The following is a 15,342-nucleotide window of genomic DNA, read 5'->3' on the forward strand; positions in this document are numbered from 1 at the left end:
TTATAATCCAAAACGTTCTAAAAAAATTGGAGGCGTAATAAAACACATCTCTTGAGTTGATGCTGATATAGCTACTTGAATTGTGTAGCCAGATGTTGTTTTTTTTCCTGTCAAACAATCTATTATTGTGTAATTAATTTTTATGCGATGTTCATATTCTTTTAAGGTAGCAATAATTTGCAAGGTTTGTTCAGCGATTGTTGGCGCAATATATTTTACTCTAGCATCAACAATAGGCCAAAGATAACCCGAGTCAATCATCTGTTTGTAACCATAATTAAATTTTTGGAATAAAGCTTCTCTTGCTTTTTCAAAAAATTTCAGATAGTTACCGTGCCAAACCACACCCATTGCATCTGTATCATGGAATGAAGTGGTATATTCAATAGTCGAACTATGTTCAAAATTATTTTTCATTTTTATCTGTATCTTTATTTAATTTGTTTGGTGTAGGAGGGGTAAATCGCCAAAAATCGTAAAAGTTAAACCAATCCAGTGGAGAAATAAGGCAGTAATGTTCTAATCTTTTTGCATAATCTTGTATAATTCTATTTAGCTCATTTTGTCGATTTTGTCTTGGTAACAAAATTCCATCCGAAAAATGCTCAAAATAGATTTGAAAGCGTCCATTAGGTTTTAGTCCCCAAATTAAATAAACTGGATAACCTAAAGCAGAAGATAAAATAAACGGGCCTTTCGGAAAAGGGGCAAGGTCACCTAAGAAATTAGCCCAACTAATTGAGTTATCCGGCATTCTTTGATGCGGATTGCTTGATGTTCTATCGCCAACAATAGCAACCCATTCACCATTATCTAGTTTTTCTTTTAGTAAAATAGCGGTACTGGGACCCAAAGTATCTACTTGGATTAAATTAATTGCAGATGCTTGATTGACTTCTTGTAATACTTGCTGAAAACGCATAGCATGTTTTTTGAAAACAAGTGCATTAATTTTTATATTATGCGATAACTCGGCAAGTGCTCTACACATTTCTATATCACCAAGATGTGAACAAATTAAAATAATACCTCGTTTATTAGAAATAATATCTAAGCATTCTTTATTGTTGGGAAAATAAAGTTGATCAAGTTTGATGTCGCCATTCCAACTGGCTATTTTATCAAGTAGCGATTCACCAAATCGCTGGAAATGATGAAATGTGGTAAGCTGTTTTTTTTCAACATAAGGGATCTGGTCGTAAAAGTTTTTTATTTTTTCTAAATAGGATTTTGATGCTTGGCGTTGCATGTTTCCAGTTAACCAAAAATAGGTAATAACTGGATACATAATCAACTTTGCAAAATTTCGCCCAAAAAGTTGATAAAGTTTTAGAATAAACCTGATGCCAAATAGTCCTTTCCTTTCAGGTGTCTGCGACCAGTGTCTTTGTTCTTTATTTTTGTATTGTTTCCTTCTAAGTAACAAAGGTAAGCGTGGAATCATTCCAAAAAATAAACGTGTGTGCATCCAAGATATTCGAACATTATCTTTAAATGCGTTGAAATGTGATATACCATCTTTAGGGTAAGTTACATGTGTAGGCACGAAAATAGATGGTGTACCTTGCCAGTACAATCTCACCATGATATCTGTATCGAAATCCATTCTTTTGCCTATTTTAATCTGTTTTATAAGGTCAAGTGTTTGCTGTAGTGGGTAAATACGAAATCCACACATGCTATCTTTGATTGAGAATGATAAGGTTTCAACCCATACCCAAAAATGTGTTATATATCTAGCGATTAATCGATGTTTAGGTACAGAGTTGTCATAGACAGGATAACCAGATATTAAGGCATCGGGATTAAGCTGTGATTGTTCTAGTAGTTGTTTAACAGATTGGCTATCATGTTGCCCATCAGCATCTATTTGTATTGCATGTGTGAAACCATGGTTAAGCGCATATTCGAGACCCGCCATGACTGCTGCGCCTTTTCCTTGATTAGTTGCTAAGTGTAATAGTGTTACCCAAGGATATAAGGCTGAGATTTGTTCCAGTTTTAGTGCTGCATCAGTTGAACTACCATCATCGATTAAAATACATTCTAATTGATAAGGTTCAATATTTTTCAAAACTGTAGGTAAGGTTTCACTATGATTGTAAGACGGAATAACAAAACAGTAGTTAGTTAGTAAGGAATATTGTGCTAATGACATAACGAGAGCTTCCCTGTGCTTGCTACTTTATTGCTATTTGGTGTGATAATAGTATAGCTAAATTCTAATTTTTTTATTTTTTCATACCATGCTAGGTGTAAAATAAGGCGATCTTTGGGAAGAACTGGGCATTGAAATTTGATTACATCAATGGATAATAAGCGCAATGAGTTATCAAAATATTTTTGGGTGTAATAGATTACCCAGTTAAGTTGGGTAACTCCTGGTAATAAAGGTTGCGATTTAAAATGGCCTTCAAACCAAAAAAGATCAGGCGAGATTGTTAGTTCAATATTAGCAGAGGTTTTGCTAATATTAATTGTCTTTTCCTTAGTAAACTTTTTTTTCATTGTTTTTCTGGTGCATCAAATAATATTTTTAAATCAATATAAGAGCATTTCCCTTGAGCGTTTTGGGGTAAAAATTCAACAAATCGCCATTTTTTAGGTATTTCGATTAATGATAATGTATCTTTCAATAAAAGTCGAAAATATTGTGTTAATTCGAAATGTTTATATTCATGTAATAGTTGTTTATATGGTAAAGATAGCTCGATTACTGCGCCAAGTATTGTTCGATTGTTTTGTTCTAGTGGAATAACAATAGCTTGTGCTACTTCATCAAGTTGATTAAATTGTTTTTCAATGAATGTTAGTGATACTCTGTTTTCGGATATTTTTATAATTTTATCTATTCGCCCATTTAGGTAAAAATGATTGTTATCTATTTTCTTTATTTCGTCATGTAATGGTTCAGGTTGGGTTAATAACGGTGAAATTAATAAAGGTGGTTTTGATTGTTTACATTCTATACGCATTGATGGGAATAATTGCCAAAATATATCGGCTTGTGTTTGTTGACGAGTTGCAATGATACCTGTTTCGCTTGAGCCATATATCTCATTAGGAAGAACACCATAGCTTTTCTGGCATAATAGTGCTTCTTTATATGCAAGTTTTCCTCCAGATGAAATTACTTTATCACAATTTATTGTTGGTAATTTGTCATCTAAATTTTTGAGAATTGATGGTGTTGTAATGTAGATAATTTTTTTATGACTCTGAGTGGTTAGTTGTTCTTGATAAAGCACTGGTTCACAAATAAACGGGATTTTACAACAGAGTGGTAACATTATTTTAAATGTTAACCCATACATATGCTCATGGGAAACCGAGGCAATAAATAGATCATTTTTAAACTCCCTCCACTCGGATATAAGTATATCAATCTCTAATTCAAGTTGAGAAATTGATTTTTCAATTGGTTTCGGTAATCCAGTAGAGCCTGAAGTAAACAGTATTAATTTGCTATTTTTAAATCCAGAAGCTATTAACTGTTCTTCTGTAATTGTACGATTTTTATCAATTTGGTTGATATCGATGATTTGTTTGCATAAAAACTGTTGATTGGTAAATTTAATATCATCGATTAATAGTGCGTCGTAGTGCTCCTCCATTTCTTTTGGGTGAGGATTTATTAATATAGGTTGCTTACCAGAATAGAGAAGTGCCAATAAACCTGCAATAAAATTAAAACTATCTTGCATGCGTAATGCCCAACGCTTGTTAGGGTGATTATTCAGTACATTAGTTATTTTTAAAACCTGCTTTTTTAACTCACCTATCGTTAAAGGCTGGTTATTTCTAAATGCTACAATTTCATGTTCTTGTCGTAATAGCTGCTTTGACAATAACATTAGTGTTGTACTTTCTGACGTATTAACCATTCTCCCCCCATAAATAAACCAATCAAAATATAGCTAATTAAACCATTATAAATAGTCCACCAGTACATGTTATTTATCAAGCAAGTTATTAAAGCTATAGCTCCATTAAAAATAAAAAATAAACACCAATATAATGTAACTTTTCGGATATATAAGATAGCTTCTACAGATAAATTTGCATGTTTTAATCTGGCAAATTTTTCTACCATTGTTTGTGGTTGATATAAGGAGTAATAAAAGGCGATAAAAAATAATAGGTTCACTAATACAGGATAAAAAAGGAGTATTTGATATTTAGCACATAACCAACTCATCAACGCCAAAGATAAACCTATACATGCAATAGTCTTTGCCATCCAGCGCATATTTGAAAATAAATTTGGTAAAGTTATTAGTCGTAAAACAAAAGAAAAAACTAAATACAAAATAGCTAAACTAAACCTATTGTAGTATAAAGATAAGTAAATAATAAAAGGATAGCCGACAAATAAGATATTTGTGACAATATTTATTATTAACTTAACTTTATTTATGTTCATTACTTTGCATTCACTAAGTTATTAATGGCTTCAACAATATCTTGTACTGTTCTGACAGATTTGAATGTTTCGGGATCGACTTTTTTACCAATCTTTTTTTGGAGATGCACAACTAAATCAACAGCATCAATGCTATCAAGATCTAATTCTTCGAACAGTTTAGACTCGGGTTTAATATCTTCTGCCGATAGCTCAAAAAGTTGCACCAGTGCAGATTGGACTTGTTCAAAAATTTGTCTCTTGTCCATGCTAATGTCTCTCCTATTGTTGTTGTGATAATATAAAATTAGCTAATGTTTGAATTGAGTAAAACGCTTTTTTTGTGTCTTCATTTTCTGCAGATAAGACAATGCCGTATTTATTTTTAATAGCAAGACCAAGTTCTAAAGCATCAATTGAATCAAGTCCTAATCCATCACCAAATAATGGGGCTTGAGTGTCAATATCATCTGGCATGATAGCTTCTAAATTTAATACATTAATTATGAGCGTCTTAATTTCATTATGTAGTTTTTCCATTAGTTCTCCTTTCTATTGAGCCTGTTTCAGTTTTTCCAGTTTCAGTAAATACTGAAGTCAAATGCCTTGTTAATCTTCTAGCAGCAACGGTTGTATTGGGGCTGATAAAATCCGCAATTGAGATTTTTTCGCCAACAGTTATATTAAAACAAGCTTTTTTTATTGGTATATCATACCATTTTTGCTTTTTAATAAGACAAGGGGGATCACATTTTATGTGGATGATCCGAATATCTACTTGGCAACGTAATGCGATATTAGCAGCACCTCTTTGCAATTTAATTGGTTTATTTGGTACACTTCTTGTACCTTCGGGGAATATCAATATTCGCCCTCCACCAGCTAATATTTGTTGGCTTTGCGGTAATATTTTTTCTGAATCTGCATTTAAAATGTATCCCGCAGTTTTTATGATACGACTAATAAAGACATTGTTGAGGAGTTCACCTTTAACTAAGCAATCACAACGTGGCATTACCGATGCTAAAAGTACAACATCAAGTAAAGAAGGGTGATTAGCCACAATTAAACAGCCATTGTCTTGTTTGAGTTTTTCAAGTCCATTAAATTGATAATTAATTACGCCTAACGACTTTATTACCCATATAAAAATTTTAAAACTAAGCTGAACACTTCTTTGGGCAATAATGCTTCGTTGGTATTTATTCCAAATGAATATTCTTAACAAGCTAAACCATAATAGTGAAATTATAAAAAAACCACAAAGTCCAAATAATGTAAAGCCCAAAGCAGTAACTAATAAACGCCAATATTGGTTGAGATTATAACGGTATTTTTTCGCTACGAATTTAGTGTCCATTGCCAATCTTGAGCGTTTCCTTGTACTATAAATTGTTTTTGTCTATTCAAATAAGCATGTAAAAAAGCAAGAGATTGCGGATAGTTTGATAGATAACCTTTTGATTTTTTTTCAATGCTTTGACAATTCAATTCATTACCACTTGTTAATATGTACCCAACAGCATAAATTGGAACTAATTGTTTGACATCTGCTTGATAGGGCGCTGGAACAATACCATCAAAATCTATCAATAGTACTTTTTTATTTTTTTGATTTAATAAAGATAATGCTTCTATCAAACCTTGTTGAAAGCTATCATTATGCGCCGATAACGAAGTGATCGGAAATGTTTGATTTGCAATAATTGTTAGTAAACCAGCAGCTGTATTGTGGACAGATAGGGAAAAATCAGTAGGTGAAATCTCATTATTTTGGCTAAGCATAGATAATATTTTATAAGTTCTTTCTAATTCACCATGTCGACTAGTAAAAATGGCTAAATCAACGCTGTTATTGTTTACAAGTTCAAGACCAACTTCAACAGCTAAGCGCGAAGATATACTCATTCGACGCGCTTGCATCATGGGTAGTTTGTTCAATTTAGGTAGAGGTAAACCCCAATCGTGTTTTGATTGTTGTGACCACAAAGCCCACTCATCTTTACTAGATAATCCTGAAGATAAAGCAAACCAATTTTCAATAGAGAAATTCATTTCGTTAATATTTTTAGTTAATTAATTCTTTACTTAACAATATTTTGTAATATTATTTATTATAATTTAATTTAATTTGCTATATATTAATACAATACATTAAAAATTTAAAAAGGCAAGAGATTGACTGAACAAGAAAATGTTAGATATGGGTATCATAAAGATATTTATACTGCTTTAGAAGCAATAACTGAAGCTCAAAAAATCGCATTTTATCCTATCTTTTTTCAAGCAATAATTTGTATGAAAAACAAAGGTATTTTAGCGTGCATAGATCAGGCAGGAAAAATAGGCCTCACTTTTGATGAAATAGCAAAGGAAATTTCTTTATCTTCTTACGCAATTGAACTTTTGTTAGATGTTGGTTTAAGTATGCATGTTATTTATAAAAAAGATGGATACTATATTCTTGGTAAAGTAGGGCATTATTTATTACATGACAAAATGACAGAAATAAACCTTAATTTTACTCAAGAGATCTGTTATCAAAGTATGTTTTATCTACAAGATGCGCTTGAGTCTGGTACCCCTGAAGGATTAAAAGTTTTTGGTGATTGGAAAACAATATACCCTGCATTACAGTCATTGCCAGAAAAAGCTAGAGAAAGCTGGTTCGAATTTGACCATTTTTATTCGGATCACTCATTTCCAATTGCTTTTTCCCATATTTCTTCATTGAAGCCTAAACATATATATGATATTGGTGGCAATACAGGTAAATGGGCTATTTATTGTGCTAAACACTCTCCGGATCTCAAGGTTACATTATTAGATCTGCCTGAGCAAATTGACGTTGCTGAACAAAATGTTAAGCATGCTGGTTTTGCTGATCGCATCGATAGCTATCCAGTTGATTTATTGAATGTAGAAATATTACCTAATAAAGCTGATATTTGGTGGATGAGCCAGTTTTTAGATTGCTTTAGTATTGAACAAATTACCCATATTTTAAAATTGATTCATCTTAGTATGAAAGATGATGCGATAGTATGTATTATGGATCTATTTTGGGATAGGCAGAGTTTTGAGGCCGGAGCATTGAGCTTAAATGCCTCCTCTTTATATTTTACATGTTTAGCAAATGGTAATAGTCGTTTTTATCATTCTAGGGTATTTTATCAATGCCTTAAGAATGCAGGTTTTTATATTGAAAAGGATATCGATAATTTAGGTTATGGTCATACTTTGTTAATCTGTAAAAAATTAATTAGTAATATTTAAATAATAAATAAGGAGCAATCAATGAAATTTTTAAAATATATCGTTAGTGCATTATTACTTCCGTTATTAATAGGATGTGCAAGTAAATATCAAGAGCCTAAAAATATTACCACTCCAGTAAGTGGACTGTCAAAAGAGCAAGTAAAAAAAGCTATTCTAGCTTCTGCTACTAATGGTCGGGCTGCTTTTGGTACATGGAAGATGGATGTTATAGATAGTAATACTATCCGAGGACGTTTATTTAACCGTAAGTTTGAAGCTGTGATAAATATACCTTATTCTGCAAGCAGCTACTCTATTAATTATGTCTCAGTCAGCAACAATTTAAAAAATAGTCATGGTGAAGTTCATCGAAATTATAATCGTTGGATAAATAACCTTGATGCCAAAATTCAAGAAAATATTTTTAAAGCAAAATAAAGCAATTTTTGATCTAATTTGAATATCTCCAATAAGAGATAAACCAAAATATAGTTAATCAAGATTTGTTAATTGAATAATTAAGCTCAATTTGTAAGTTGAGCTTATCTAACTCCAAAACATTTATTTCAGAATTTCTTGTCTTTGATTAAATATTCGCTAAAAAATAATGCTTGTTAACTAATTTTTAACGATAGCATTAATTGTTAAAACTGAATATCTATTAATCTAATTGCGATTTAATATACACCTATATTCATACAAATTGATGGATATGGCTCCATTCTATTACATATCTTTTTCTATTCACAAATCATTATGCTTGAGGACAATTATTATGTTTCAATGGCTTTCAAACTGGATTTTAGATGGACTTAAACACTCACCCGAAATTTTATTATTTTTATCGTTAAGTTTAGGGTATTTAATTGGTGGCATTCGGATGGGTAAATTCCAACTTGGTGGTGTCGCCGGTTCGTTACTCGTTGCCGTTGCGTTAAGTGTTTTTGGTGTGACTATTGACGCCGGCGTTAAAGCAATTCTTTTTGCATTATTTATTTATGCTGTAGGTTATGAAAGTGGTCCTCAGTTTTTCCGCTCTCTGGGTGTTAAAACATTACGCGAAATCTTTTTAGCATTATTTATTGCGGTAGCAAGTTTTGTGACTGTAATAGTATTAGCCAAAATATTTAATTTGGATAAAGGACTTGCCGCAGGATTAGCTGCGGGTGGATTAACGCAATCTGCTATTATGGGTACGGCTTCTGATGCTTTAAGCCAACTTGGTTTAAGTGCAGAAGAGTTAAGCAAAATGCAAGCAAATGTCACCATTGGCTATGCGGTAACTTATATATTTGGTTCACTAGGTGCCATTATTGTGTGCGTCAATATTTTGCCAAAAATCATGGGTAAAGATATTGCCGATGATGCAATTAAGGCGCAGGCTGAACAGCTTCATGGTTCACTTTTGTTGGGTGCTGATCAAAATTTAGCTTTATCAGATATTAGTGGTCGTTTATACCGTATTACAAATAAGATCAATCAAACGGTTGCGCATGTTGAACAAACGGTGAATGGCATCAGTATTGAGCGTATCAAACGTGGTAATAACATTATTGAAGCAACGCCTGAAACAATATTAAAGTCGAAAGATATCATTCTGGTTGTTGGTCACCGTGATGCAATGATCGAGGCGCATGATTTACTTGGTACCGAAGTTAATTCAGCATCAGGTGTGGATGTTGTGATGAACAAGCTAGATGTTGAAATGCGAAACAACAAGTATGTGGGACAAAATCTTACACAAGTGCTCGCTTCTGATGAAGTCATGAAATTAAAACACGGTATCTATCTTGTGGCTATTCATCGTGATGGTCAATCTTTGCCTCTTAATAATGATATTTATTTAAAACTGGGCGATGTAATTACCATTTATGGTGCTGACAGTGATCTTCGTCGTGTTGTTGATAAAATTGGTGCCCCAATTACTAAAAGTGAAAAAACTGACTGGATATTTCATGGGTTAGGACTTGTTGTGGGGCTTATTATTGGTTTAATTGTGATTCGTGTTAGCGATATTCCTATTACATTAGGCGCAGGTGGTGGTGCACTTTTATCTGGCTTATTATTTGGTTGGTATCGTTCTCTTCATCAAACTATCGGTAATATTCCAACTGGTGCCGTGCAACTTTTAAAAGACTTTGGTTTGGCAGGTTTTGTGGCGGTTGTGGGGCTCAGTTCTGGTCTTCAAGCAATTAATACTATTAAAGAACAAGGTTTATCTCTATTTCTAATTGGTGTGGTTGTGACCTTATTACCCATGTTTCTTGCTATCTATTTTGGCAAATATGTGCTTGGTTATAAAAATGTAGCGGTATTTGCGGGTGCTTTAGCTGGATCACGTAGTGCTAATCCTGCTTTTGGTGAAGTACTCAATAAAGCTGGCAACTCAACACCGACCAACTCTTTTGCTATTACTTATGCTTTAGCTAATGTTTTCCTAACTTTATTAGGCCCATTAGTTGTTGCTTTTGTTTAATTGATATATCAAATTAAGGATACAACTGTATGAAAAATAACACACAATATAGTCAATATGCTAATTTAAGTCCTTTTGAATTAAAAGATAACTTAATTAAACTGGCACAAAGTCATACTGATCGCGTAATGTTAAATGCAGGAAGAGGTAATCCCAACTTTCTTGCCACTTGGCCTCGACAAGCTTTTTTTCAACTAGGTGTGTTTGCAACCCAAGAATCCGAAATGTCATTTTCATATTTAAATGAAGGTGTTGGTGGCATGCCAATCAAAGCTGGACTAACAGGACGCTTTGAGCATTTTATTTATCAAAACTATAACACTCCGGGAGTTGCCTTTTTAGGTAAGGCTTTTTCTTATATTCGTGACCAACTTGGGTTGGACGAAAATGCCTTTTTACAAGAGATGGTAGAAGGTATTTTGGGATGCAATTACCCAGTACCTGACAGAATGTTACATTTTAGTGAAGATGTGGTTAAAGCCTATATTTTACAACAAATGGGCGCTCAATATCTGGATCGTGATAATATCGATTTATTTGCCGTTGAAGGTGGCACAGCCGCCATGGCTTATATTTTTAATTCAATGAAAGAAAATGGCTTAATCCAAAAAGGCGATAAAATTGCCATTGGTGCGCCAATATTCACACCTTATCTTGAAATTCCCGAACTCAATGACTATCAACTAGTTGAAGTGTTAATCAATTCTGATCCTAATGCAAATTGGCAGTATCCTGAGTCAGAATTGCGTAAATTAGAAGACCCAGCAATTAAAGCCTTTTTCGTTGTTAATCCATCTAACCCGCCATCAGTTAAAATTGATGATAAAAGTCTAAAAATTATTGCAGATATCGTTCAAAAACGCCCTGAATTGATTATTTTGACCGATGATGTTTATGGTACATTTGCCGATGACTTCCAATCTTTATTTGCGATATGCCCAAAAAATACCATTTTAGTTTATTCATTTTCGAAATATTTTGGTGCGACAGGTTGGCGTTTAGGTGTTATTGCCACAGCACGCGATAATGTCATCGACAAAACGATTAAAGCGTTACCAAGTAAAACCAAACAGATCTTAAATAAACGCTATAGCTCAATTGTTACTGATCCAGAAAATCTAAAATTTATTGATCGATTAGTGGCTGATAGTCGTGCGGTTGCACTAAACCATACAGCGGGTCTTTCAACACCACAACAAGTTCAAATGGTTTTATTTGCATTATGCGAAATGATGGATAGCGATCAAAGTTATAAAACCGCTTTAAAATCACTAATCCGACGCCGTGCAGCATCACTTTATCAACATTTAGGTCTTAAACATCAAACAGATGAAAATAGTGTAGATTACTATACGCTAGTGGATCTTGAACATATTTGCCGAGAATTATATGACGATAAATTTGCTAAATGGATCCTCAAAAATAAAAATCCATCTGAAATGTTATTCAGAATTGCTGATGAAGCTGGTGTTGTATTATTACCAGGCAAAGGATTTGCTGTACAGCATCCTTCTGCTCGCGCCTCGTTAGCAAACTTAAATGAATATCAATATGCGGCAATTGGTTTATCAATGCGCAAATTAGCGGAAGAATATTATGATGAGTATAAAGCAAAAAACAAATAGCTAAATAGTTTGACTAATAAACTTACCCCCAAAACCCTAGTTATCTAGGGTTTTTATTACCCAATAAAAATAGCCCCAATCTAATCATTTATTATCAAAAATAAACAAATTTTCTTACAAAAATCGTTCAGAAAAAATTGATTTTATTATATTTTTTGTTTTGGTGTTTTTAAGGAAATGAAGTCGTTTACCAGACAAAGAATCGTTGGACCAAGTGAGGAAATAACTCGGTCAACGATTTTGATGAGTCACGCATTTTTTGAATTTTAGTAGCAACAACAAATCTGTTTGCTATTTTTATGGATTAACTTTAGGACCATAACTCTAGTCTAATATTTTGTTGAGGATAACCATATAGTATTCGTTCTAGATTTTCTTATCACTCTCACGCCGTCAAACGCTATTTTGTTGAGCTTTTGTTAGCAACCGTACGGGTTGCTTGCATATTTGCGCTCTTTTTTCACTGGCTCTGGATTAGCTTTAGCGTGAGATTCGGCTTGATTTACGTCATAAATACGAACGTCCTTTATGCCAGCATAGATCTTAAAATTACTCACACCATGGCGGTTTAACGCAACACTAATTTCTATTATATTTTTATCTGCGCTTTGGTTATAAACCGCATCGCGATAAAGACCCACCCAGTAATCACAATCTTGTTCAATTTGTCCCGTATCTCTGCTGTCGCTAGGTATCGGTCGTTTATCTACTCTTGATTCAAGATTACGATTTAATTGAGTCAACATAACCACCACGCAATTAAGCTCTTTGGCCAATGCTTTAAGGCCTTTTGTGATTTCTCCATAAGCCAAGTCGTTACGTATATCATTACCTATTTTTTCTTTTTCCATGAGCGTTAAATAATCCACCATTATCATACCTATTTGTCCTTTTTGTCTTGCCATTCGTCGAGATTCTGCGCGTATATGTGATAGCGTGATAGCAGGCGTATCGTCAATGTAGATATTATCTAAGTTTGTTAACTTATTTAGATGATGCATAACACGCGAAAATTCTGATTCCGATCTTAGTCCACCGTCATAGAAAATATTGCTGTTTACAGCCGATTCTTGAGCTAGAATATTTTCAAGCATTTGTTCGTTTTGCATTTCTAGAGAAAACATCAATACAGGTAATTTTTCATGTATTGCACAATTACGCGATATGCTGATTGCGAATGTGGTTTTACCCATTTTTGGACGGGCACCAACGACAAATAGCGAGCCGCGAACAAGTCCTTTAGGCGATAATTTTTCATCTAGTGCTTTGATCCCAGTTGATAAACCGCGCTCGCTATCTGAATTTTCTAATCGTTTTTCTAATGTTTCGGTCCAATTATCAGCAATTGCTTTTAATGATTTGAGCCCTGCGGACTTGCCTGTTTTGTTATAGTCATCAATTTGAGTAAATAATGTATGAATAGCTGATATTTTGTCGCTAGTAGATAAATTTGATTTCTCAAAAATCATTGCGATACAGTCGTTTAATTTTTGCAATGTGTAACGTTCAATCGCTTTATCTCGAACGATTCTAGCATAAGCGGTGACATTCACCATGAATGGCGTGTTTTTAGATAATTCCGCTAGATAAGCCAAACCACCACAATCTTTCAATGTGCCCTTTGCTTCCATACTGTTTGACAAGGTAATTAGATCAATGGGGTGGTTTTTACGATTTAATTCAAGTATTTCTTCAAAAATAACTTGATGATGCTTGCTGTAAAATGATTCAGGCTTCAATAAGCGAATCGCTTTTTGGCAGCGGTCTGATTGAAAACCTAACATCATTGAGCCAAGCACGGCTTGTTCAGCAACTAAGTCATGTGGGATCACGTTCATAGCGTACCCTCCACAACTTTCAAATATGTACTCGGTTTTATGATGTAATCAAAATCAGCACGCCATCCTCTGTCGTTTTTGCCAAGGTAAAACGGTTTAGCCTGATCTACAAAATCATAAAAATAATTTGCCAAGTTCTGGAATGTTGGTGGTTCAAGCTCTTTGAGTAATTTCTTCACTGCATTTTTTCGTGCAGTGGTCATTTTTTGAATTTGTGGTAATCTGTGTTCTACAGCATCGTTGTATGCATCCATAACCAAATCGAAATCAATATAATTTTTTTTTGTAGTATTGTTTTTAATCGTGTCTTTTGTAGAGTGACTTTTTTTGTCACTGGTGGTAGTAGCATTTTTTGTCACTAGTTCCATACATTTTTTGCTACCAGTAGCATTTTTTGTACCTGCATTTTTTGCTACTGGTTCTGCCGTTTCCAACACTAATGAATATTCAGTAATTTCACCATTATTTTTAATTGCATTGACTAAACCTAAATTTATCAATTCAGATAGAGCAGCATAAACAGTTCGCTTGTCTTTTATCCCTAAATATTGCATAAATTGAGATATACTGATTTTATCGCTCGCTTTGCCCCATCCCGTAGTTTTGCGAGTAATGAGCAAATAACAACGTAATGCATTGGCAGACATGTTAGCCATTAGCTCATCAATTACAACGTTGGGAACTTGAAATGAGTTAGATATAAAATTGCGCATTAATCATCCTTCATCGAATACTTAGCAAATTTTTACTTTTTCTGTAAACTAATTTATTGCTAATATTGAACCCTGCTTGTTTTAAATTATAAGTACGCGCACTCAGGTTTAGTGTTTTTTAGTTTTTAGGGGACTTATGTGCGCCTCAAATTAGCTAAAAAAGATGGCTTATATTTTGCTCAATTCTTTTTTGTTTAACTCGTTCCCCCATTGCCATATTTGTCCTTATTAAATATCAACAGTTATAACTGTATTAAATAACAGTTTATACTGTTTGTCAAATACAGATTTATCTGTATTATTTTTTTAACACAATGGAGACTTTTAAAATGAATAATCTTGGTCAACGAATCCGAGCCAGACGAGAAGAATTAAATTTAACGCAGGAACAAGTAGCTTCGCAAGTTGGAATAAAACAACAATCTTATCAAGCGATTGAAAGTGGAGATGTAAAAAAACCTCGCTATTTATATGAAATATCTGTTGCTCTTAAATGTGATATGGCATGGCTCTTAAGTGGGAAAGAGAAAGAAGTAAAAAATATAGAACCCATAAATCTAAAGGCTCGCCAAGTGCCTTTAATTAGTTTTGTTCAAGCTGGAGTCTGGACAGAATCTTGCGAATTAAGAGATTCAACAGGATTTGAATACATTATGACATCATTGGAATTATCAGATAAAGCGTTTGCACTAAAAATAAAAGGCGATTCAATGGAGCCAGAATTTAAAGAGGGTGATGTTGTCATTATTGATCCTGCGATTAAACCAATACCCGGTGAATTTGTGGTCGCTATGAACGGTGAATCAGAAGCCACTTTTAAAAAATACCGAGAGTTGGGATATGATGAGCATGAAAGAATGCAATTTGAGCTTATCCCTCTTAATCCCGATTACACAACAATGAGTACCTTAAATCAACAAATCAGAATTGTTGGCACAATGGTCGAGCATAGGATATTTAGACGAAAGAGATAATAATTACAATTTATTAGCATTATAAGATTAGTTAAGGTTTTAGTATTTTATTAATA

The 15,342-nt window shown here is 33.6% G+C and carries 16 protein-coding genes; 5 read left to right on the forward strand and 11 right to left on the reverse strand.

Going from position 1 to position 15,342, the window contains the following annotated elements; genetic code table 11:
- From GYY69_RS02130 to GYY69_RS02170, 9 genes are read right to left on the reverse strand one after another with little or no spacing between them, the layout of a single operon-like run.
- On the reverse strand, positions 1-417 hold the full coding sequence (locus tag GYY69_RS02130; protein WP_174796210.1) for an acyl-CoA thioesterase: 417 nt from the start codon (positions 415-417) through the stop codon (positions 1-3).
- Entirely contained in the window at positions 407-2,158 is a 1,752-nt protein-coding gene (locus GYY69_RS02135; RefSeq protein ID WP_174796211.1) for a glycosyltransferase family 2 protein, read from the reverse strand. Before GYY69_RS02135 ends, GYY69_RS02130 begins: the two co-directional genes overlap by 11 nt.
- Positions 2,149-2,508, reverse strand: coding sequence for an ApeI family dehydratase (locus GYY69_RS02140; RefSeq protein WP_174796212.1), 360 nt, complete (start codon positions 2,506-2,508; stop codon positions 2,149-2,151). The genes GYY69_RS02135 and GYY69_RS02140 overlap by 10 nt, the downstream gene beginning before the upstream one ends.
- Entirely contained in the window at positions 2,505-3,884 is a 1,380-nt protein-coding gene (locus GYY69_RS02145; RefSeq protein ID WP_174796213.1) for an AMP-binding protein, read from the reverse strand. Before GYY69_RS02145 ends, GYY69_RS02140 begins: the two co-directional genes overlap by 4 nt.
- The gene (locus GYY69_RS02150; protein WP_174796214.1) at positions 3,854-4,423 is read right to left on the reverse strand and encodes a COG4648 family protein; all 570 of its coding nucleotides are present in this window, start codon (positions 4,421-4,423) and stop codon (positions 3,854-3,856) included. The genes GYY69_RS02145 and GYY69_RS02150 overlap by 31 nt, the downstream gene beginning before the upstream one ends.
- Positions 4,423-4,671 (reverse strand): acyl carrier protein, encoded by a 249-nt coding sequence (locus GYY69_RS02155; protein ID WP_174796215.1) that lies wholly within the window; start codon positions 4,669-4,671, stop codon positions 4,423-4,425. The genes GYY69_RS02150 and GYY69_RS02155 overlap by 1 nt, the downstream gene beginning before the upstream one ends.
- Positions 4,672-4,684: 13 nt before the next feature.
- Positions 4,685-4,942: a phosphopantetheine-binding protein gene (locus GYY69_RS02160; protein WP_174796216.1), complete on the reverse strand. Its 258-nt coding sequence runs from the start codon at positions 4,940-4,942 to the stop codon at positions 4,685-4,687.
- Complete coding sequence (locus GYY69_RS02165) at positions 4,926-5,762, reverse strand: lysophospholipid acyltransferase family protein (protein ID WP_174796217.1); 837 nt, start codon at positions 5,760-5,762, stop codon at positions 4,926-4,928. The genes GYY69_RS02160 and GYY69_RS02165 overlap by 17 nt, the downstream gene beginning before the upstream one ends.
- Positions 5,744-6,457: a beta-ketoacyl synthase chain length factor gene (locus GYY69_RS02170; protein ID WP_174796218.1), complete on the reverse strand. Its 714-nt coding sequence runs from the start codon at positions 6,455-6,457 to the stop codon at positions 5,744-5,746. The genes GYY69_RS02165 and GYY69_RS02170 overlap by 19 nt, the downstream gene beginning before the upstream one ends.
- A gap of 123 nt (positions 6,458-6,580) precedes the next feature.
- Here GYY69_RS02170 and GYY69_RS02175 point away from each other — a divergent pair, with 123 nt between their 5' ends.
- The 4 genes from GYY69_RS02175 (at position 6,581) to GYY69_RS02190 (ending at position 11,761) form a co-directional block, all read left to right on the forward strand.
- A complete protein-coding gene (locus GYY69_RS02175; RefSeq protein ID WP_174796219.1) occupies positions 6,581-7,678 on the forward strand; it encodes a methyltransferase in 1,098 nt (365 codons plus the stop codon).
- A 21-nt stretch (positions 7,679-7,699) separates the two neighbouring features.
- On the forward strand, positions 7,700-8,098 hold the full coding sequence (locus GYY69_RS02180) for a hypothetical protein (protein ID WP_174796220.1): 399 nt from the start codon (positions 7,700-7,702) through the stop codon (positions 8,096-8,098).
- Positions 8,099-8,435: 337 nt separating this feature from the next.
- Positions 8,436-10,136, forward strand: a complete 1,701-nt coding sequence (gene aspT, locus GYY69_RS02185; protein ID WP_174796221.1) for an aspartate-alanine antiporter — start codon at positions 8,436-8,438, stop codon at positions 10,134-10,136.
- Positions 10,137-10,165: 29 nt separating this feature from the next.
- Complete coding sequence (locus GYY69_RS02190; RefSeq protein ID WP_174796222.1) at positions 10,166-11,761, forward strand: bifunctional aspartate transaminase/aspartate 4-decarboxylase; 1,596 nt, start codon at positions 10,166-10,168, stop codon at positions 11,759-11,761.
- A 419-nt stretch (positions 11,762-12,180) separates the two neighbouring features.
- On the opposite strand, the gene GYY69_RS02195 is transcribed toward GYY69_RS02190, so the two are convergent.
- On the reverse strand, positions 12,181-13,599 hold the full coding sequence (locus GYY69_RS02195; RefSeq protein WP_174796223.1) for a replicative DNA helicase: 1,419 nt from the start codon (positions 13,597-13,599) through the stop codon (positions 12,181-12,183).
- Positions 13,596-14,312, reverse strand: a complete 717-nt coding sequence (locus GYY69_RS02200) for a replication protein (RefSeq protein WP_174796224.1) — start codon at positions 14,310-14,312, stop codon at positions 13,596-13,598. The genes GYY69_RS02195 and GYY69_RS02200 overlap by 4 nt, the downstream gene beginning before the upstream one ends.
- A gap of 329 nt (positions 14,313-14,641) precedes the next feature.
- Here GYY69_RS02200 and GYY69_RS02205 point away from each other — a divergent pair, with 329 nt between their 5' ends.
- Positions 14,642-15,286, forward strand: coding sequence for a LexA family protein (locus tag GYY69_RS02205; RefSeq protein ID WP_065638143.1), 645 nt, complete (start codon positions 14,642-14,644; stop codon positions 15,284-15,286).
- The last annotated feature ends 56 nt before the right edge of the window (positions 15,287-15,342 follow it).

Source organism: Gilliamella sp. ESL0250 (assembly GCF_013345045.1).
Lineage (GTDB): Bacteria > Pseudomonadota > Gammaproteobacteria > Enterobacterales > Orbaceae > Gilliamella > Gilliamella apicola_H.

Excerpts from the sequence above, each read along its gene's own strand:
- GYY69_RS02130 (WP_174796210.1), bottom strand. The coding sequence starts at position 417 with ATGAAAAATAATTTTGAACATAGTTCGACTATTGAATATACCACTTCA.
- GYY69_RS02135 (WP_174796211.1), bottom strand. The coding sequence starts at position 2,158 with ATGTCATTAGCACAATATTCCTTACTAACTAACTACTGTTTTGTTATT.
- GYY69_RS02140 (WP_174796212.1), bottom strand. The coding sequence starts at position 2,508 with ATGAAAAAAAAGTTTACTAAGGAAAAGACAATTAATATTAGCAAAACC.
- GYY69_RS02145 (WP_174796213.1), bottom strand. The coding sequence starts at position 3,884 with ATGGTTAATACGTCAGAAAGTACAACACTAATGTTATTGTCAAAGCAG.
- GYY69_RS02150 (WP_174796214.1), bottom strand. The coding sequence starts at position 4,423 with ATGAACATAAATAAAGTTAAGTTAATAATAAATATTGTCACAAATATC.
- GYY69_RS02155 (WP_174796215.1), bottom strand. The coding sequence starts at position 4,671 with ATGGACAAGAGACAAATTTTTGAACAAGTCCAATCTGCACTGGTGCAA.
- GYY69_RS02160 (WP_174796216.1), bottom strand. The coding sequence starts at position 4,942 with ATGGAAAAACTACATAATGAAATTAAGACGCTCATAATTAATGTATTA.
- GYY69_RS02165 (WP_174796217.1), bottom strand. The coding sequence starts at position 5,762 with ATGGACACTAAATTCGTAGCGAAAAAATACCGTTATAATCTCAACCAA.
- GYY69_RS02170 (WP_174796218.1), bottom strand. The coding sequence starts at position 6,457 with ATGAATTTCTCTATTGAAAATTGGTTTGCTTTATCTTCAGGATTATCT.
- GYY69_RS02180 (WP_174796220.1), top strand. The coding sequence starts at position 7,700 with ATGAAATTTTTAAAATATATCGTTAGTGCATTATTACTTCCGTTATTA.
- aspT (WP_174796221.1), top strand. The coding sequence starts at position 8,436 with ATGTTTCAATGGCTTTCAAACTGGATTTTAGATGGACTTAAACACTCA.
- GYY69_RS02190 (WP_174796222.1), top strand. The coding sequence starts at position 10,166 with ATGAAAAATAACACACAATATAGTCAATATGCTAATTTAAGTCCTTTT.
- GYY69_RS02195 (WP_174796223.1), bottom strand. The coding sequence starts at position 13,599 with ATGAACGTGATCCCACATGACTTAGTTGCTGAACAAGCCGTGCTTGGC.
- GYY69_RS02200 (WP_174796224.1), bottom strand. The coding sequence starts at position 14,312 with ATGCGCAATTTTATATCTAACTCATTTCAAGTTCCCAACGTTGTAATT.
- GYY69_RS02205 (WP_065638143.1), top strand. The coding sequence starts at position 14,642 with ATGAATAATCTTGGTCAACGAATCCGAGCCAGACGAGAAGAATTAAAT.